Consider the following 17,964-nt stretch of genomic DNA (forward strand, 5'->3'; position numbering starts at 1 on the left):
GACCGGGGTGAGCAGAATGGAGCCATGGCCGAAAAATCCCCGAAAGGCCGGGTCGCGCTGGCGCTCGGTAGCGGTGGCGCACGGGGGTACGCGCATATCGGCGTGATCGACGAACTCCAGCGCCGCGGTTACGAAATCGTCGGTATCGCCGGCTCGTCGATGGGCGCGTTGGTCGGCGGTCTACACGCCGCCGGATCACTCGACGAATTCTCGGACTGGGCCAAGACCTTGACGCAGCGGGCCGTCCTGCGACTTCTCGATCCGTCGATAACGGCGGCTGGTGTGCTGCGGGCCGAGAAGATCCTCGACGCGGTGCGCGACATCCTCGGCGATGCCACCATCGAAAGCCTGCCGATCCCCTTCACCGCGGTGGCGACCGACCTGATCGCGGGCAAGTCGGTGTGGTTGCAGCGTGGACCGGTCGACGCCGCGATCCGCGCCTCGATCGCGATTCCGGGCGTCATCGTCCCGCACGTGCTCGACGGCCGGCTGCTGGCCGACGGCGGGATCCTCGATCCGCTGCCCTTGGCGCCGATCTCCGCGGTCAAAGCCGACGTGACCATCGCCGTCAGCCTGTCCGGTCCGGCGCCCGACGACGACGCGGCTGCCGCGGCCGACCCCGAGGCCAGCCCCAGCTCCGAATGGCTCGGCCGGCTGCTGCGCAGCACGTCAGGACTGCTCGACACCAACGCCGCGCGCTCCATCCTGGACACGCCGGCCGCCCGCTCGATGCTGAGCCGGTTCGGCACCAGCTCCGACGGCGACGACATCACCGAGGACACCGAGCCCGTCCCGAAACTGGGCAGCTTCGCGGTGATGAACCGGACCATCGACATCGCGCAGGCCGCGTTGGCCCGCCACCAGATGGCGGCCTATCCACCCGACCTTCTGATCGAGGTGCCCCGAACAGCTTGCCGCAGTTTGGAATTCCACCGCGCCGCCGAGGTCATCGACCTCGGTCGTGAACTTGCCGCCAAAGCGCTGGACGGCTACCGCAATACCGGACCGGAGATCATCATCACCCCAGAAACTCCGTGACCGCGGCCGCCACCCGGCGGCCTTGTTCACGTCCGGCCAGCGTCGACGGCCGTCGGCAGCGGGGATCGAGCAGGTTGGGACCGAAGGCCGCCAGCGACGCATCGTCGGCGAAGACGGCGAAAGTCCGCGCCCCGAACGCTTCGACCTCGGCGGCGGTGCCACTGCTGAACGGCGACGGAGCAGTCGCACTGGCCGGCACCAGCACCACCGCCGTCGCGCAATCGTCGGCCACCGCGGTGTGCACCGAACTGCTGACCCCGCCGTCCATATAGCGCTTGTCGCCGATGGTGACCGGCGGCCACGTTCCCGGCACCGCGCAGCTGGCGGCCACCGCATCGACCAGTGGCACGCCCGAGGACGCGGTGAACACCGCGAGCTCGCCGGTCGCGGTGTCGATGGCGGTGATGCGCAGATCTTGTGCGGGCCAATCGTGCGAGGGCAATCGCCCTTCGATGACTTTTCGGCGTACCGACTCGGGCACGGTCGGCGCGTCCAGCGCGACGGCCCCGATGCGCTGCAATTTCTCCGTGACCTCACCGGGCTGCGCCACCGCCGACATGAACAGCGCGGTGATCGCGTCGAAGTCGGCGCCGGAGTCGATCTCGGATGAGATGTCCCCGATCTGGCGTTCGAAGAGCTCCTCCAGCGACATCGGGCTGCTGATCTGCGCCGCGACCGTGGAGCCGGCCGAGGTGCCGACCAGCACGTCGGAGCTCAGCAGCGCCCGCGCGGTATCCGGCGCCTCGTCGGCGATTCCGCGCAGGATGCCGGTCTCCCAGCCGATGCCGGCGATCCCGCCGCCGGCCAGGATCAGGGCCCGTTTCGTCGTCACAGCGTGCGAGTCTGCCAGCTGTCCAGATAATCGGCCGCCTCGGTCTGGTAGGCGTGCTGCGCCCAGCCCAACGGGGTCGTGCCAAAGCGCGAGTCGACGACGGTCGGGTCTGCTCCGGCCTCGAGAAGCCGACGGATCAGATCGACGTCTCCGCTCCATGCCGCGTGGTGCAGTGGCGTGGCACCGTCGGCGTCGCGCGCATTGGGATCTTCGGGAAACTCCGGCTCGACCAGCTCGGCTCCGGAGACGTCGATGCCGTTGCGGGCCAGCAACGCGAGCCGCTGCGCGAAGCCGTGGCCTGCAGCCCAGTCGATTTGGCGTTGCCACATCTGGTTCCGCGTTTCCATCGCCTCCCCCAGCCGGCGTTCCCACGGGCTCGGCCCGGCGTCGGCGAGACCGTGGTCGAACAACAGCTCGAGGTGCGAGTCGTCGGCGCGGAACATTCGGTTGTAGAGCGTCTGCTGGTCGACGGGGTGCGCCCCGCGCTGCAACAGCAGTCGAGCCAATGCCGGCGCGAACCGATGTCGCGGTTGCCGACCCGGTCCTTGTTCACCTTCACCGAATACCCCGGTGAGGGCCGTGAACGGTGTCGACATGGCCCGCCACAGATAGCCGGAGTTGGGGTCAGCACCAGCGTCGAGAAGTGTGGCTGCCGCGGCGAGCACGTCATCTTCGTTGCAGGACAACGGAACCCGCGAGTAGCACAGGTAGAGCAGCGGAACCCAACCGAACGGGCCGCCCATCGTGGTGGCCAGCTCAGGACGGGCCGCCAGGTGACGGCGCAGCGCCACAGCGTCGGCAGCGGAGGCCGCGGCCCAAATATGGTGTTGCGGCACATCGAGATTCGCTCCGAGCAGGTCGGCGGCCGCACGCCATCGTGGCGGGGCGTCGGTGTGGTCGTAACGCAGCGACGCCAGCGAGCAGAACCGGTCGGCCACATTCATGGCGTCCTCCTCGATCCCAGTGGGATCCACGGCGAGTTCGTCGGCGACCCTCAGATAACCGACCAGTGCCGGCCAGCTACTGAATCCGTAGCTGCGGGCAACGACCAGTTGTGCGTCGTGCAAACGGAATCGTTCGGATTCCAGAGCGATATCGGGACGCGGGTGATACCGACGGATCATCTCCACCGTCCCGCGGTCGTTGGATGTGACGCCGCGTTGCAGAGCACGGGCATCCGAGCGCAACCGCTCGAGCGACGGATTGTCGGGCAGGGTGCTGGCCATCACGGCCTCCTCTCGCGTGCCCTGCGTCCGCGAGGCCGGGCCGAGAAGGAGGTCGGTCAGCTGTCAACGATCATGGCAGGGAGGCTGGGCCTCTTCGAGCGGACATCGGGCGGTCCTGCGCGCCCGGTCCGGACGCTACCACTGAGTCGCTCGCTCAGCGAGACCCGCTGTAAGCCCGGGCCACCCGGGTGACGAACTGGTAGACGCCGTCCTCGTCGGGAGCCAGCGGCCCGGGGCGGGCGTGCGGGGAGCTCAGGCCGCGTTGGACCGATTCGCAGGCCGCCCAGTCCTGCCGGTTGGTCAGGTCCCAGAAATCCACCGCGTACGAAGGATCGAAATCGGGCCTGTCCAACGCTTCTTTCGGGAACGCCCAGGCACATTCGACGTGGGTGCGGTCGACGGCCAACGGCATCATCATGTGCGTCATCACGTAGTCGGGATGCAGGCTCACCAACAGGTTGGGGAATCCCACCAGATACATCACGGTGCGCAGTTCCTGCTCGGACAGGCCCTTGATCGCGACGCCACCGCTGCGCCCGCTCAGCGACATCGTCTCGGCCTCGTCGATCATGCCCATCCAGCCGCCGATCCAGTCGCCGGGCAGGTCGAGGTTCTCACCACTGGTGGGTGGACTGATCTTGGACAGTTCGGGGTGAATCGTCGAGCAGTGGTAGCACTCCTGGTAGTTCTCGACGATCACCTTCCAGTTGGTCTCTAGCTCGTAGGAGTGGCGCGCCACCACGGTGAGATCCTCCGGGCGGTAGGGGCCGATGACGTCTTCCATGCCCGCGACGTGCAGGTCGAAGTCGGAGTCGCGGCCGCTGGGGTCGACGAACAGGTAGCCGTGCCAGTCCACGAGGCGCAGTTCGGCCAGCCCGAACTGACCGGCGTCGAACCCTTCGGCCGTGTCAAAGGTTGGCGCCCTGCGCAATTCACCGTCGAGTTTGTACGACCACGAATGGTAGGGGCAGACGATGCCGCGCCGCTTGGCCGTCGCGCCGCACGCCAGCATCTCGTGTCCGCGGTGGCGGCACACGTTGGCGAACGCGCGCACCTTGTTGTCCTCGCCGCGCACCAACAGGATTCCGTTAGCGCCCGAGCCCACGGCCTTCTGCGCGCCGACGCCGTCCAGGTCACTGGCGTGACCCACGCAGTGCCAGCCGGAGAAGATGTTGCGCTTCTCCCACTCGAACACAGCCGGGTCGACGTAGGCCTCCCGCGGCAGCATCCGGGACTGCCCGAACGGCGCTAGGGAGGCGGCGAGATCGTCGGCGGGTACCGGCGCCGGAGTCTGTTTGAACATACAGTCAGACTAGGCCTCGCCCGCGAACGCGGCAATCCCGCCGCGGGTGGAATCGTCGCCGCGAGTCAGGCGGCGATACACCAGATATCCGACGGTCACCGCGACCAGCGCCGCCAGCAGCAGCACGGTCGCCAGCGCGTTGAGCGCCGGGGTCGGCGCGGCGCGGGCGGTGTTGTAGATCTTCACCGAGACCGGCTCGGTCGAGGCGTTTCCGGATAGGTAGCGCACCAGCACGAAGTCATCGATGACGTCGGCGAACACCAGCACCGTGCTAGCGAAGATCGCCGGGAACAGCATCGGCACCGTCACCCGGCGCAGCGCTTCCATTGGCGAAGCGCCCAAATCCATTGCCGCCTCTTCATATTGGTTGCCGATCGTCGCCAGCCGAGCGCGCACCAACACGGCTGGATAGGCGATCTGAAAGGTGACAAGCCCGATCACCTGCGCAGAGGTACCCAGCCCGATCGGCAGCGCCAGCGACGTCATAACGAACAGCAGCGCGACGGCCAGCAGCACCTCGGGAACCACGAAGGACACCAGCATCAGCAGATTGGCCCCTGCGGGCAACCGCCCCCGCCAGCGGTCGATCCCGATGGCGAACAGCACGCCGAGCGGCACCGTGATCAGCGTGGTGATCACACCGAGCTTCAGTGTCTGTAGCAGCGCGGTGTGCAGCGAGGCGTCGTGCCACACCGACTTCGTCGCGTCGCCCCAGTACCAGCGGAACGAGAAGCCCTGCCAGTTGGTCCGCGACCTGCCGTCGTTGAAGGAGAAAATCACCGCGATCAGCACCGGTAGCAGCGACCAGATCAGGTAACCGGCGGTGACCGCCTGCAGGATCCGCGGCGGCCGCCACGGGTCTTTCCACCACGTGACCGGGCCCCTCATGCCAGCGTCGCTCATGTGGACACCTCGTCAGCGCGCGCGGTCACCCGCACGTAGTAGAACATCGGCACAACAGTGACGATCAGCACCAGCATCACGAACGCGCCGGCCTGCCCGGTCTGTCCCGGCGACTGCACGCTGTCATTGATCAGGTTGCCCACCATCGCCGTCTTGGGCGAGGCCGACAGCATGTCTGAGGTGAAGTAGTCACCGAGCATGGGCAGGCAGGTGAGCAGCACGCCCGCCACGATCGTGGGCCTGCACATCGGCAGCGTCACCCGCCAGAACGACTCGATCCGGTTGGCCCCCAGGTCACGGGCGGCCTCCAACGTCGACTGCGGCAACCGGTCAAGGCCTGCGTAAAGCGGCAGGATCATGTAGGGCACGTAGCCGTACACCAGACCGAGCACCACCACCAACGGTTGGCCGGTCAGCCAGTGCACGTTGACGTCGAACAGTCCGCCAAGGCTGAAGATCCGATTGACCAGGCCGTCGTCCTGAAGCAGGTTGACCCAGGCCAGCATTCGCATCATGTAGCTGATCCAGAACGGCGCGATCAGCGCCGCGAGCAGGACGCCGGCCCACCGGCCGGACAACCGCGCGGTGTAGTAGGCAACCGGGAAGGCGATCAGCAGGCACAGCACACTGGCCAGCACTACATAGATCGCCGTGCGCAGTAGCGCCGGCCCGAATACCCCGTCCTCGCCGACGATGTGGGTGAGCACGTAGGTGAACTGAGACGGGTTCCATTCCAGCGGGTTCCACACCGGGATCGGCGTGCGAAAGATCGGGTCGATCTGTCCGAACACGATGGCCAGCACCACGTAGAGCGGGGCCAGGAAGAACACCGCCAGCCAGACGACGCCGGGCATGGCGAGCAGGGGCCACAGCCCACTGCTGCGTCTGGGCTTTCGCTGAAGCACTATCCCCCGGCTTTGAAGGCGCGCCAAACATTGTGCCAGGCAGCGTCATTGGCGGTGTCAAGCTCAAGCAACCGGTATCCGACGTCGAAGTACTCGGGACGCACGATCGCGGTCTTCAGGTTCTCCGGGATGAACCCGTCGGCCACCAGAGTGTCCGGATTGATCGAGTTCTGCGGCGGTTGGTAGCCGATCGCCGAGAAGTTCTGCTTGGCGACCTCGGGTTCGAGCATGTGGTTGATGAACAGGTGGGCCAGCACCGGGTTCTTGCCACCGCGCAGCGCCACCATCAGGTCATTGTCCACCAGACCCTTGCCGTCCGCAGGGAACCAGTAGCGCAGGATCTCCACACCGGTGCCCTCCGGCAGGTAGCTCTGGGCGTTGATGATGTCGCCCGACCACATCTGCGAGAGGCCGATCTGCCCGGCGGGCAGGTCGCTGTACATCGTGATGGTGACCTTCGGCGAGGTCGCAGCCACCAGTGCGGTCAGCTGCTCGCCGAGTTTCTTCAGGTCATCGGCCGACGACGTGTTGACGTCGGTGATCCCCATCTTCAGCAGCACCATCGCCATCGCGGTGTGCCAGTCGTCGATGACGGCGGTCTTGTTCTTGTAGGCCGGATCCCACAGTGCCTCATAGGGATTCTTCAGCGCGCCGATGTCGGCGGGCACCTGGTCATTACGCCAGCCGATGCCGGTGGTGTAGACGGTGTACGGAACCGTGTATTGCCAGCCCTGGTCATACCACGGGTTGGTGAAGACCGGCCAGACGTTCTTGATGTTGTCGATGTAGCTGTGGTTGAGCGGGCGGAGCAGTCCCCCGGTGACCAACCGGCCGAGCTGATCATAGCTGGGGAAGAAGATGTCGTAGTCGACGTTGCCGCCGCGGATCTTGGTCAGTCCCTCGTCTGTGTCGTTGAACGTCGAGATCTGCACCTTGACGCCGTACTTGTCCTCGAAGGACTTGACCGACTCGGGCGCCATGTAGTCGGCATAGCTGTAGAGCTGCAGCGTGGCACCCTTTTCGGGGGCCAGCCCGTCGGCGATCGGCTTGTTGTCGCTTTGGATGTCCCATTTTATCGGGTTCTGCGGGGACGCGATCTTCAGGGACGGTGCCGAAGTCGACTGTCCCCCTTTGGAACACGCATCGAGGAACGCCACGAGCGCGGGAGTTCCAGCGGCCAGTAGGGCGGCACGCTGCAGGAACTGTCGACGATTCGGGCCGGGTCCTGTCGGTGCTGGCATCCGCGCCTCCGTGGTTTCGAGTCTTCTCGAGCCTTGTCTGTTCCTTGGACTCTGGCATAGACTGAACGCTCAGTCAATAGAACTCGCGGCGCTTTTTCGCAGGTCCGCGCAGCAATCGAGTGAAAGGTTCCCCCGTGGCTTCGCCGATGATCGAGAGCCCGGTTCATGACGCTGTCGACCAGTTGATCGCCGACGAGGAGAAGGTATTCCTGGCCCGCCAGCCGCGCAGCACCGAAATGATCAGCCGCGCACGCGAACACCTCGCGGGCGGGGCGACATCGAACTGGCAGATCGCCCAACCGCAAGCGGTCTGGATGAGCCACGGTGCGGGCTCGAAGGTCTACGACGTCGACGGCACCGAGTACGTCGACATGCACGGCGGCTACGGCGCGTCGATCGCCGGGCACGCCCACCCCGCGATCGTCGAGGCGGTCAGCAGGCAGGTCCGTCGGGGCACGCATTTCGCGCAGCCCACCGAGGACGCGATCTGGGTCTCGGGCGAACTGGCCCGCCGGTTCGATCTGCCGCTGTGGCGCTTCGCCAATTCCGGCACCGAAGCCACCATGGACGCCGTCCACCTGGCCCGGTCGGTGACGGGGCGGGACCTCATCATCAAGGTCGAGGGTTGCTACCACGGCCACCACGATTCGGTGGAGGTCTCGGTACTGCCGGAGGCCGATCAGATCGGCCCACGGGAGCACCCGATCGGCGTGCCTGGCAACAGCGGGATTCCCGCGGCGATCCGCGATCTGGTGGTTGTGGTGCCGTTCAACGACCCCGAGGCGGTCGCCCGGGCGTTGACCGAACACCGTGGGCAGGTGGCGGCGATGATCGTCGAACCGGTGATGATGAACGCCGGCATCATCCCGCCCGACGACGGCTACCTGGCCGCGATTCGCGAGCTGGTGCACGCTGAGGGCGCCCTGCTGATCTACGACGAGGTCAAGACCGGGTTCACCACCGGGCCCGGCGGTGTCACCGCCATATCCGGGGTCGTGCCCGATATTGTCTGTCTGGCAAAGGCTTTGGGTGGAGGGATCTCGGTCGCCGCGATCGGGGGCACCACCGCGGTCATGTCTGCCATCGCCGACGGCAGCTACGAACAGGTCGGCACGTTCAACGGCAACCCGCTGGCGATGGCGGCCACCAGGGCCACCCTTGCCGAGGTGCTGACGCCCGCCGCGTACGCGCGCATGGGTTCTCTGGCCGCGCGGCTGCGCGGCGCTTTGGAAGCGACCACCGCCCAACACGGTTACGGTTGGCACGTGGTGAGCCTCGGGGCCAAGGGTTGTGTGACGTTCAAACGCGAGCCGGTCCACGACTTCCGCGATTTCCTTCAGATCGACGACCGGTTGGGCCATCTGCACTGGCTCATGCAGCACAATGGCGGCGTATTCCTGCCGCCTTGGGGCAAGGTGGAGCAATGGTTGCTATCAGTTCAGCACGACGAGGCCGATGTCGACCGGTTCGCCGCGAACTTCGCCCGGCTGGCCCAGGCGGTGGCGGCCTGAGCCCCTGCGGTGCGGACGGCCGCCGGTGACCGGCGGCGCCATCCGGCTGCACCAACTGGCGAAGTCGTTCGACGGAGTTCCCGCCGTGACAGGCATCGACCTGGATATCCCAGCGGGACAGTTTTATTCGCTCCTGGGCGCATCCGGCTGCGGTAAGACCACCACGCTGCGGATGATCGCCGGATTCGAGAAACCCGACTCCGGGCGGATCGAACTCGACGGCCGTGACGTGGCGCAGGATCCGCCGCACAAGCGTCCGGTCAACACCGTGTTCCAGACCTACGCCCTGTTCCCGTTCATGACGGTCTGGGACAACGTGGCGTTCGGCCTCAAATACCGCAAAACCCCCAAGGACGAGGCCAAGCGCCGCGTGGGTGAGGCGCTGGAACTGGTCCGGATGAGCGGGTACGCCAAGCGTAAACCCGCCCAACTGTCCGGCGGTCAGCAGCAGCGCGTGGCGCTGGCCCGCGCGCTGGTTCTGCAGCCAAGGGTGCTGCTGCTCGACGAGCCGCTCGGTGCACTGGATGCCAAACTGCGCAGACAACTCCAGCTCGAGCTGCGGGCAGTCCAACGCGAAGTCGAGATCACATTCGTCTACGTGACCCACGACCAGGACGAGGCGCTGACGATGAGCGACCAGATCGCGGTGTTGGCCGAGGGACGCGTCGAACAGGTCGGCCCACCACAGGAGATCTACTCCGCCCCTGCCACCACGTATGTGGCCGGATTCCTCGGTGCGGCAAATATTTTCGATGCCGATGTGCTGCAGAACGACAACGGGTCGGCGCTGTGTTCGGCACTCGCGACACGATTGGGCGCAGCGGTGGACAACGCGTGCCAACCCGGCCCGGCCGCCATCGTCATCCGCCCGGAACGCATCACGCTGCAGTCGCCGGACGACCCGGTGTCGTCCGGGCACAACGCGATCAACGGCACCGTGGCCCAGGTCGTCTATCACGGGGCATCGACACAGGTGCACGTCAACGTCGGAGAACCGACCGCACTCGTCGTCGACGTCCCGAACCAATCCGGGCCCGGCTCGGTGGCCTATGACGCAGGGATGGCGGTCACCTGCGTATGCACCCAGGACGCCGTGCGGGTGCTGGCCCGAAGCGCCGCCGCCGTCATCAAGGATCCGGCGGCAGAACTGGTCACCTCAGCGTGATCGTCGGCCGCGGCCCGCGGCCACCGGTCGGCGCCGCTCCCGCGGCAGATCCAGCTCGCGCTCGGCGAACCGCATCGCGATCTCGTAAGCCACCTTCGAGTCGACTTCCGGATCCTCCAGTGCGACCTGAATCGACAAGCCGTCCAGCAGCGCCGAGAACTCCAGGGCGAACATCTTGGGGTCCACGTCGGCCTCCAGCTCGGCCGATTCCACCGCGTCGACGATCATCCGGCGCCAGCGCGCGTCGAGCTCGACCCGCCCGGCCTTGACCTCGTCATGCCGGAACGCCTGCGCCCACAGGTCGAACCACAGCCCCCAGGCGCCGGGGATCTCGTTCGTCCCCTCCGGCACACAGGTCCACTGGATCAGTAGCGACAACCGGTCCCGCAGCGAGGGCACCTCGGCCAGCATCTGCTCGGCGGCCTCGTAGAACGATTCCTCGGAGTAACGCAGCGCATCGACGAGCAGCCGATCGCGGGTGCCGAAGTAGTAGATGACCAACGCCGAGCTGACCCCGGCCCGTTTGGCGACATCGGAGATCCGAGTCTCGGAGAAACCCCGTTCACAGATGAGCTCCGCTGCGGCGCGCAACATCTGGATGCGCCGCGCTTCGTTGTTCTCGGTCGCGGGTGCCGGATCTGCCATCGTGTCGCTCTCCCCTTCAGCCGTGCCTGCGCTGGCACTTGTTGAAAGCTTAACACTTGGTTAGATTGAACAGTCAGTCAAACGATCCCGGATGGGGACGACGAAAGTGGAGCGCCATGTCGAACACCTACGACGCCATCGTCATCGGCGGCGGACACAACGGACTGGTCTCGGCCGCCTATCTCGCACGCTCAGGCGCCAGAACCGTGGTCCTGGAGTCACGGGGTGCGCTGGGCGGAGCGGCGACCACCGAGGCGCCGTGGGAAGACGCACCACATCTTCGGGTCACCCGGCTGTCGTACGTGATGAGCCTGATGCCGCCGACGATCGTGCGAGACCTGAGTCTGGAGCGCCACGGCTACAAGGTCCACCCGATGGGCCCCTACTACCAGGCATTTCCCGAGGGCGGCTCGCTGACCATCTACGAGGACGATCCGGCCCGCACCCATGAGCAGCTGGCCAGATTCTCCAAGAAGGACGCCGACACCTGGCCCAAGTGGAACGCCTGGCTGGAGGGCATCGCCGACGTCATGGGTCCGCTTCTGACGCAGGTGCCGCCCAACATCGGTTCGCACAAGCCGTCGGATCTGTTCGAACTCGCGAAGCTGGGCTGGAGCCAGCGAGGCATGACCACCCGGATGATGGGCGACGTCACCCGGTTGCTGACGATGAGCATCGCCGACCTGCTCGACGACTGGTTCGAATCACCGCAAATCAAAGGCGCGCTCGCCGTCAACGGGGTCATCGGTACCTGGGCCGGGCCGTACGAGCCGGGCACCGCCTACGTGATGGCGCATCACTCGATCGGCGACGTCGGCGACGGCCAGCTCGGCAGTTGGGGATACCCCGAGGGCGGCATGGGTGCGGTGTCGGAGGCCATCGCGAAATCCGCACGCAGCTTCGGCGCCGAGATCCGCACCAAGGCCCGGGTGTCCCGGATGCTGGTGCGGGGCGGCCGGATCGAGGGCGTGGCCCTGGAGAACGGTGACGAGCTGCGGGCACCCCTGGTCGTCACCACACTGCACCCGAAAATCGCTTTCCTGGAACATATTCCGCCGGGCGAGTTGCCCGCGGAGTTCGTCTCCGACATCGAGCATTTCAAGACCCGAAGCGGTGTGGTCAAGATCAACCTGGCCCTTGGCGAGTTGCCGAACTTCACCGCCGATCCCAGCGATGGGCAGGCCGAACACCACACCGGCTCGGTCGAGATGGCACCCACGATGGAGTACATCGAGGCCGCGTTCCAGGATGCCCGCGTCGGCAAGCCCGCGCTGATGCCGTTCAGCGATGGCGTGATCCCCACGACCCTGGACAAGACGCTGAATCCCGATGGCACGCACATCATGTCGCTGTTCACGCAGTGGGTGCCCGCGGCGTGGGCCGACGCTCCGCACACCGAGGAGCTGGACGCCTACGCCGACCGCCTGATCGACCTGTACGACCAGGTCGCCCCCGGCTTCAAGTCCTCGATCCTGCATCGCGACATCGTCGGGCCGCATGAGATGGAGCAGGAGTACGGCCTCATCGGAGGCAACATCTTCCATGGGGAGCTGTCGCTCGAGCAGTTGTTCCACATGCGGCCCGCACCGGGCTACGCCGACTACCGCACACCGATCGCCGGGCTCTACAACGGAAGCTCGGGCACCCATGCCGGCGGCGGGGTGTGCGGCATCCCCGGGTGGCAGGCCGCGAGGGCCGCGCTGGCCGACACCAAGAAGAAGCGTTTCCGCAGGCGATGACCGACAGCCGCCGGACGCCCGTGGCCGCCATGCTGGAGGCCCGCTCGGTGGCACTCGTGGGGGCCAGCCCGAAACCCGGCAGCTTCGGCGAGCGGATGATCATCGAGGCGCGCCGCAGTACCGCGCGCATGCAACTGGTCAATCCGCGCTACGACAGCATCGACGGCATCGCCTGCGCACCATCACTGGCGGCGCTCGATCAGCCGGTCGATCTGGTACTGCTCGGAGTGCCCGACGCCGTCCTGCTCGACGAGATGAAAGCCGCTGCGGCAGTGGGCGCACGGTCGGCTGTCATCTTCGGCTCCGCGCATGGCACGGAGCTACGGCAGGCCGTCGCCGAGGCCGCCACCGAGGCGGGGATGGCGGTCTGCGGTGCGGGCTGCATGGGTTTCGTCAACAACGTCACCGGCCTGCGCGCGCTGGGCTATCTCGAGCCCGATCCCCTACCGCCGGGCGGGGTTTCACTGGTGACGCACTCGGGGTCGGCGTTCTCGACGATTCTGCGGGCCGGCCGCGGGTTCGGGTTCCGGCTCGCGGTCTCGTCGGGTCAGGAACTGGTCACCGACACCGCCGACTACGTCGACTACGTCGTCGAGGACCCGGGAACCACGTTGATTGCGCTGCTACTGGAAACGCCGCGGTCGGTGGGCCGGTTACGGGCCGGGTTACACCGCGCCGCCCAGCGCGGCATCCCGGTGGTGATCCTGCCGGTCGGTCACTCCCCGCGCGGGCGCGCGATGGTGGCCGCCCACTCTGGTGCGCTGGCCGGCGACGCCGCGGGGTGGCAGGCGTTCTGCGCCGACACCGGGGCGATCCTTGTCTCGGACATGGCCGAATTCACGGACACCATCGAACTTTTCGAAGCGGGTCGCCGACGCAGGGCGGGATCGCACGGGATCGCGACCGTGCACGACTCCGGGGCCGAGCGCGCGCTGTGCGCCGATATCGCCCACGACCTCGCCGTCGACTTCGCCGAACTGGCCGCCCCGACGCTGGCCGCGATCGGTGACCTGCTCGACGACGGACTGGCCCCCGGCAATCCGCTCGATGTGTGGGGCACCGGTGCGGACACCCGCGAATTGTTCGGCGGCTGCCTGCGCGCGCTGGTCGACGACGCGGGCGTTGCGGTGACCGCGCTGGCGGTCGACCTGGTCACCGAGTTCGACGATGACACCGCCTACGCCGACGCCGCCCTGGACGTCACGGCCGGCAGCGACGCCCCGCTCGCGGTGCTGACCTCGGTGCCGTCGGCGATCGACCCGCCCACCGCGAAACGGCTGCGCGATAACGGCGTTCCGGTACTCGAGGGCGCCCGCAGCGGTATCGCCGCGCTGGGTCATCTGGCGCGCTGGCCGCTGCCGGTGGCGACGGCAGTCCCCCCGATCGACAGCGCGCGCGCACGGCGCTGGACGGCCCGGTTGACCGAACCCGGCTGGGACGCTCCGGCCGCCTTCGCTCTGCTCGCCGACTACGGCATACCGGTGACGCAATCCCGCGCCGCCCATGATGTCACCGAGGCGTTGGCCGCAGCCGAGGTGATCGGCTATCCGGTCGCGATTAAAACGCTTGGCAGCGCGCACAAGAGCGATGTGGGCGGGGTGGTTCTGGGTGTCGGTGACCGCGAATCGTTGCGGCTCGCCTACGAGGAGATGGCCGGCCGCCTGGGGCCCGACGTCAGCATCGACGCGATGGCCTCTGCGGGCGTGGAGATCTCACTGGGCGTGGTGCGTGACGACAACTTCGGCCCGCTGATCGTGGTGGCCGCCGGCGGCACGCTGGTGGAACTCCTGGCCGACCGCGCGGTCGCCTGCGCGCCGGTCAGCCGCGAGGCCGCCGTGGCACTGCTGCGGTCACTGCACACCGCGCCACTACTGGCCGGCTGGCGCGGCGCACCCCCGGTCGACATCGAAGCCTTGGTTGAGGCAATCGTCGGATTCTCGCAATTGGCAACCGAACTCGGCGAGCATCTGGACGCCGTCGAGGCCAACCCCGTCATCGCCTCACCCACCGGGGTGGTGGCCGTCGACGCGTTGGTGTTCCCGCGCAAGCCCCGACATCAGAAGATGGCGTAAGCCTTGCGCAGGGTTTCGTGGATCACCCAGGTCCCGGTCCAGCCGAGCGGGAAGACGGCGAGGTCGCCTGCACCCACCTCACTGGGCTCGCCGCCATCGGGAGTCACGGTCATCCGCCCGGACACCACATAGATCACTTCGTTCGTCGCGAGCGTCCAGCGCGACGGGCCGGGCGCGCACTGCCAGATGCCGCCCGACTTGTCGCCGTCGACCCAGACCTCGAGCCCGTGAGTCGCCATCGGGTCTCCGGTGGCCTCCTCGAGCGGGCCCCAGTCCTCGAGCTCGGCGTCGGCGGCATCGGCAAGGACAGCGGTGAGTACTGCAGCAGTCACGTGAAAACCTTTCGTATCAAGCGTGTTCGGGGAACGGAAGAGAAATCGGCTCGGGTTCCAGTCGGCTGTTACCATCGGCGTCGAAGCGGTCCAGCCCGAGATCGGTCAGGTCCAGCCAGTCGCAGCCGCCGGTGAGCGTCATGTCGGCGGCGGCCTCGGCGACCGCGGGACCCCACATCATGCCGTGCCCGGCCGCGCATGCCACCACGGTGCCGTCGACCGGACCGTCATCGGTCAGCAGCGGACCCAGAATCGGCAGATGGTCGTTCGTGTAGTCGATCGTCGCCGCCCACGTGCGTCGAAGGCCCAAGCCGCGCACCGGCGGGAACAGCGACTCGATGCGGGCCAGTGCCTTCTGGTAGTAAGTCCAGTCGAACTCGGTCGCCTCGCCGGGCTGCTCGTCAGGGTTGCTCATCCCCCACAGCACCCCACCGTATTCACCTGGGCGCCAGTAGATTCCCTCGCTGACGTCGAACACCATGGGAAGCTCGTCGATGTTGGCGTCGCGTAGCGGTTCGGTGACCACGACCTGGTGCCGGGTGCCGCCGGCCGGGATCCGGCCACCGGCCGCCACCCCGACCTCGCCGAGCTGCGGGCCGCCGGTGAGCACCACCCGGGGGGTGTCGATGGGTCCGTCGGAGGTGTCGACGCCGAGGACGCGCCCCTGCGCCACCCGCAGACCGGTGAAGGCACACCGTTCCCGAACGTCCACGTCGTGCGCGGTCAGCGCGGCGGTGTAGGCCAGCACATTACGCGGCGCATTGATGTACCCGTCGCCGGGTGCATAGGAGCCGCCCGCCGTCACCCCCGGGGCCAAACCGGTGTCGCGGCTGTCGATATCGGAGCTCGACAGCCACTGAACGCTCAGCCCCAGGCTGCGCTGCAGCGCAATCCGCTCGTGCGCCTGCTGCACCTCGACATCGGTGAAGCACGGCATCAGGTACCCCTGTGCCACGAACCCGCAATCCAGTGGATAGCGATCACCGGAGGCGGTATAGAACTCCTGGCTGCGCAGGCCGAGGCGGATCGCGGTCTCGGTGCCACCCTGGGCACGCACCATCCCGGCGGCGCGACTACTGGCACCGTCGCCCAGCGTCTGGGCTTCGAGCAGCACAACGCGGCCGGCCCCGCGTTCGGCCAGCTGGACTGCCGCCCACGCCCCGACCGTGCCGCCTCCGACCACCACGACGTCCGCACTTTGGCTGCTGGTCATACCTCAAGACCGTGACATAGACTGAACGCTCAGTCAATAGCTTCCAGCGAGTAGAGAGCACCGCGAATGTACGGGTTGACAGCGCAAGATCGACGGATCCGCGAGACCGCGCGTGAGTTCGTCGAGACCCTGATCCCCTACGAGACCGAGGCGGAAATGGCCGGCGGCCAGCTGCCCAAGGAGCTGACCGCCGAGCACCATGCGAAGGCCATCGAGCTCGGCCTGTACGCCACCAATATGCCGACCTCGGTAGGTGGCCCGGGATTCACTGCGCTGCAACAGGTTCTGGTGCAAGAACAGGTCGGCCGCGTCACCAACGCGATCGCCTGGGTGATGCACACCCCGCCGCAGTGGTGGGCAGACGTGGCCACTGAGTACCAGAAGCAGCGCTGGCTGCTGCCGGCGGTGCGCGGCGAGAAGCACGAGGCCTACGCCATCACCGAGGAATTCGCCGGGTCCGACGTGTCCGCGCTGGAAACCACCGCACGCCGCGAGGGCGATGAGTACGTCATCAACGGGATCAAGTGGCATGTCACGTCGTTCAACCTGGCCGAGTACGTGTTCGTCCAGGCGGTGTTGGTCGGCGGGCCACATGAGGGCGACCACGTGCTGCTGGTGGTGGACCTGCCATGGCCCGGAGTGGAAGTGGTGCGCACACCGCACTACTCCCACAACATTCCCGACGAACACCCGATCGTGTCGTTCACCGATGTGCGGGTGCCGGCCAGCCATCTGGTCGGCGCCGAGGGCGAGGGTATGCAGTTCACGCAGGACTGGTTCCGCTTCGAGCGGATCATGGTCGCCTCGCGCTGTGTGGGTGCCGCCCAGCGCCTCGTCGACGAAATGACCGCGTTCGCCACCGAGCGCATCGTCGACGGCAAGCTGCTCGGTGAGCATCAGCTGGTGGCCGGCATGCTCGCCGACAGCGCCACCGAGCTGTTCGCCGCGCGCAGCCTGCTCTACGAGGTGGCCCGGGGTATCGACGCCGGACTGGATCGCAAGGCGCTGCACGGCCAGGCGTCGATGGCCAAGCTGTACTGCTCGGAGATGGCCGGTCGCGTTGCCGACCGGGCGGTGCAGATCTTCGGGGGGCGAGGCTACATGCGGGAGAACATCGCCGAGCGGATGTTCCGCGAGCTGCGCGTGGAACGAATCTGGGAGGGCGCCAGCGAGATTCAGCGGATCATCATCGGTCGTCAGCTGATGCAGCGCGGCCCGGCTGCGGTGCTGGAACCTTAGGGCAGACGCGCCACACCCACCCCATCGGCGTGGTACCTGCATGATCGCAGGTAACTCAACGCGAAAAACACCAGTTCCAAGATGCAATACGGCGCGCCTGCTTCCCGACATGGCATAGTTACGTTCTAATATGCATGCAAATGATCGGGACGGAATGGTGGGATGGCGGGCAGCGACGGCGGTGTGACCTGCGGTTTCCGACTTGTCATCGCCGCGTTCGTGCTGATCGTCGTCACGGCCGTCGAGCAGATTTGGGGACTTCCAATGCTGGCATCACAAGCCGAAGTTGACGGCTCGCCGAGGCTCACCGGCCCTGCCGCCGACGAGCCGGTGCTGACTGTCGTCGAACTGTGGGGTGTCTCGCCAACTGGCGACACCGATTTCGGCCAGGCGGCCGCGGTCGCAGCTTCGATGGGACACCCGAACCCACATACGTCGCCCTTGATGCGCAGTGTTCGCCGATCAGTACGGACAGTGCGACTGATGGGGATGCCGGTGCTGGACATCGTCCCGTGGTGACCACGGGAACTGCGGCGATCTTCTTGCTCATCGAGCGATGTATGGACCGAATATTCAACTGAAATAGCAGATTTCGAGAAT

General features: G+C 66.9%; 16 protein-coding genes. 7 read left to right on the forward strand and 9 right to left on the reverse strand.

Annotated elements, in window-relative coordinates:
• The first annotated feature begins 24 nt into the window (after positions 1-24).
• The gene (locus HPC46_RS11445; RefSeq protein ID WP_179469848.1) at positions 25-1,038 is read left to right on the forward strand and encodes a patatin-like phospholipase family protein; all 1,014 of its coding nucleotides are present in this window, start codon (positions 25-27) and stop codon (positions 1,036-1,038) included.
• Here the strand turns inward: HPC46_RS11445 and HPC46_RS11450 are convergent.
• The 6 genes from HPC46_RS11450 to HPC46_RS11475 all read right to left on the reverse strand — a co-directional run bounded on the left by HPC46_RS11450 (position 1,019) and on the right by HPC46_RS11475 (position 7,448).
• A complete protein-coding gene (locus HPC46_RS11450) occupies positions 1,019-1,870 on the reverse strand; it encodes a patatin-like phospholipase family protein (protein WP_179469850.1) in 852 nt (283 codons plus the stop codon). The two genes, HPC46_RS11445 and HPC46_RS11450, sit on opposite strands and share 20 nt — an antisense overlap.
• The gene (locus tag HPC46_RS11455) at positions 1,867-3,096 is read right to left on the reverse strand and encodes an ankyrin repeat domain-containing protein (protein WP_179469852.1); all 1,230 of its coding nucleotides are present in this window, start codon (positions 3,094-3,096) and stop codon (positions 1,867-1,869) included. The genes HPC46_RS11450 and HPC46_RS11455 overlap by 4 nt, the downstream gene beginning before the upstream one ends.
• 154 nt (positions 3,097-3,250) lie before the next feature.
• The gene (locus tag HPC46_RS11460; protein ID WP_179469854.1) at positions 3,251-4,399 is read right to left on the reverse strand and encodes an aromatic ring-hydroxylating oxygenase subunit alpha; all 1,149 of its coding nucleotides are present in this window, start codon (positions 4,397-4,399) and stop codon (positions 3,251-3,253) included.
• A 9-nt stretch (positions 4,400-4,408) separates the two neighbouring features.
• A complete protein-coding gene (locus HPC46_RS11465; protein ID WP_179469856.1) occupies positions 4,409-5,302 on the reverse strand; it encodes an ABC transporter permease in 894 nt (297 codons plus the stop codon).
• Positions 5,299-6,156, reverse strand: a complete 858-nt coding sequence (locus tag HPC46_RS11470; protein ID WP_233716379.1) for an ABC transporter permease — start codon at positions 6,154-6,156, stop codon at positions 5,299-5,301. The genes HPC46_RS11465 and HPC46_RS11470 overlap by 4 nt, the downstream gene beginning before the upstream one ends.
• A gap of 50 nt (positions 6,157-6,206) precedes the next feature.
• Positions 6,207-7,448 (reverse strand): polyamine ABC transporter substrate-binding protein, encoded by a 1,242-nt coding sequence (locus tag HPC46_RS11475; RefSeq protein WP_179469860.1) that lies wholly within the window; start codon positions 7,446-7,448, stop codon positions 6,207-6,209.
• Positions 7,449-7,582: 134 nt separating this feature from the next.
• On the opposite strand from HPC46_RS11475, the gene HPC46_RS11480 reads away from it, so the two are divergent.
• Positions 7,583-8,959 carry an aspartate aminotransferase family protein gene (locus HPC46_RS11480; RefSeq protein ID WP_325096631.1) on the forward strand — a complete coding sequence of 459 codons (1,377 nt, stop codon included), beginning with the start codon at positions 7,583-7,585 and terminating at the stop codon, positions 8,957-8,959.
• Between the two features lie 25 nt (positions 8,960-8,984).
• A complete protein-coding gene (locus tag HPC46_RS11485; protein ID WP_179469862.1) occupies positions 8,985-10,124 on the forward strand; it encodes an ABC transporter ATP-binding protein in 1,140 nt (379 codons plus the stop codon).
• Here HPC46_RS11485 and HPC46_RS11490 read toward each other — a convergent pair.
• Positions 10,116-10,769, reverse strand: a complete 654-nt coding sequence (locus HPC46_RS11490) for a TetR/AcrR family transcriptional regulator (RefSeq protein WP_179469864.1) — start codon at positions 10,767-10,769, stop codon at positions 10,116-10,118. The genes HPC46_RS11485 and HPC46_RS11490 overlap by 9 nt on opposite strands.
• Positions 10,770-10,885: 116 nt before the next feature.
• Between HPC46_RS11490 and HPC46_RS11495 the strand changes: the two genes are divergently transcribed.
• Both HPC46_RS11495 and HPC46_RS11500 read left to right on the forward strand, forming a co-directional pair.
• Positions 10,886-12,508 carry a phytoene desaturase family protein gene (locus HPC46_RS11495; RefSeq protein ID WP_179469866.1) on the forward strand — a complete coding sequence of 541 codons (1,623 nt, stop codon included), beginning with the start codon at positions 10,886-10,888 and terminating at the stop codon, positions 12,506-12,508.
• Positions 12,505-14,580 (forward strand): acetate--CoA ligase family protein, encoded by a 2,076-nt coding sequence (locus HPC46_RS11500; RefSeq protein ID WP_179469868.1) that lies wholly within the window; start codon positions 12,505-12,507, stop codon positions 14,578-14,580. The genes HPC46_RS11495 and HPC46_RS11500 overlap by 4 nt, the downstream gene beginning before the upstream one ends.
• On the opposite strand, the gene HPC46_RS11505 is transcribed toward HPC46_RS11500, so the two are convergent.
• Both HPC46_RS11505 and HPC46_RS11510 read right to left on the reverse strand, forming a co-directional pair.
• Positions 14,565-14,912: a cupin domain-containing protein gene (locus HPC46_RS11505; protein ID WP_005144013.1), complete on the reverse strand. Its 348-nt coding sequence runs from the start codon at positions 14,910-14,912 to the stop codon at positions 14,565-14,567. The two genes, HPC46_RS11500 and HPC46_RS11505, sit on opposite strands and share 16 nt — an antisense overlap.
• A gap of 16 nt (positions 14,913-14,928) precedes the next feature.
• Positions 14,929-16,125, reverse strand: coding sequence for an NAD(P)/FAD-dependent oxidoreductase (locus HPC46_RS11510; protein ID WP_179469870.1), 1,197 nt, complete (start codon positions 16,123-16,125; stop codon positions 14,929-14,931).
• 66 nt (positions 16,126-16,191) lie between these two features.
• Between HPC46_RS11510 and HPC46_RS11515 the strand changes: the two genes are divergently transcribed.
• Together HPC46_RS11515 and HPC46_RS11520 are read left to right on the forward strand one after the other, a co-directional pair.
• Positions 16,192-17,364, forward strand: coding sequence for an acyl-CoA dehydrogenase family protein (locus tag HPC46_RS11515; protein ID WP_179469872.1), 1,173 nt, complete (start codon positions 16,192-16,194; stop codon positions 17,362-17,364).
• Positions 17,365-17,526: 162 nt separating this feature from the next.
• The gene (locus HPC46_RS11520) at positions 17,527-17,883 is read left to right on the forward strand and encodes a hypothetical protein (RefSeq protein WP_179469874.1); all 357 of its coding nucleotides are present in this window, start codon (positions 17,527-17,529) and stop codon (positions 17,881-17,883) included.
• Positions 17,884-17,964: the final 81 nt, after the last annotated feature.

Source organism: Mycolicibacterium vinylchloridicum (genome assembly GCF_013404075.1).
Classification (GTDB): domain Bacteria; phylum Actinomycetota; class Actinomycetes; order Mycobacteriales; family Mycobacteriaceae; genus Mycobacterium; species Mycobacterium vinylchloridicum.

Bases quoted from the DNA above. Each gene is read 5' to 3' on its own strand.
- HPC46_RS11445 (WP_179469848.1), top strand. From the start codon at position 25: ATGGCCGAAAAATCCCCGAAAGGCCGGGTCGCGCTGGCGCTCGGTAGC.
- HPC46_RS11455 (WP_179469852.1), bottom strand. From the start codon at position 3,096: ATGGCCAGCACCCTGCCCGACAATCCGTCGCTCGAGCGGTTGCGCTCG.
- HPC46_RS11460 (WP_179469854.1), bottom strand. From the start codon at position 4,399: ATGTTCAAACAGACTCCGGCGCCGGTACCCGCCGACGATCTCGCCGCC.
- HPC46_RS11465 (WP_179469856.1), bottom strand. From the start codon at position 5,302: ATGAGCGACGCTGGCATGAGGGGCCCGGTCACGTGGTGGAAAGACCCG.
- HPC46_RS11470 (WP_233716379.1), bottom strand. From the start codon at position 6,156: ATGCCCGGCGTCGTCTGGCTGGCGGTGTTCTTCCTGGCCCCGCTCTAC.
- HPC46_RS11475 (WP_179469860.1), bottom strand. From the start codon at position 7,448: ATGCCAGCACCGACAGGACCCGGCCCGAATCGTCGACAGTTCCTGCAG.
- HPC46_RS11490 (WP_179469864.1), bottom strand. From the start codon at position 10,769: ATGGCAGATCCGGCACCCGCGACCGAGAACAACGAAGCGCGGCGCATC.
- HPC46_RS11495 (WP_179469866.1), top strand. From the start codon at position 10,886: ATGTCGAACACCTACGACGCCATCGTCATCGGCGGCGGACACAACGGA.
- HPC46_RS11500 (WP_179469868.1), top strand. From the start codon at position 12,505: ATGACCGACAGCCGCCGGACGCCCGTGGCCGCCATGCTGGAGGCCCGC.
- HPC46_RS11510 (WP_179469870.1), bottom strand. From the start codon at position 16,125: ATGACCAGCAGCCAAAGTGCGGACGTCGTGGTGGTCGGAGGCGGCACG.
- HPC46_RS11515 (WP_179469872.1), top strand. From the start codon at position 16,192: ATGTACGGGTTGACAGCGCAAGATCGACGGATCCGCGAGACCGCGCGT.
- HPC46_RS11520 (WP_179469874.1), top strand. From the start codon at position 17,527: ATGGCGGGCAGCGACGGCGGTGTGACCTGCGGTTTCCGACTTGTCATC.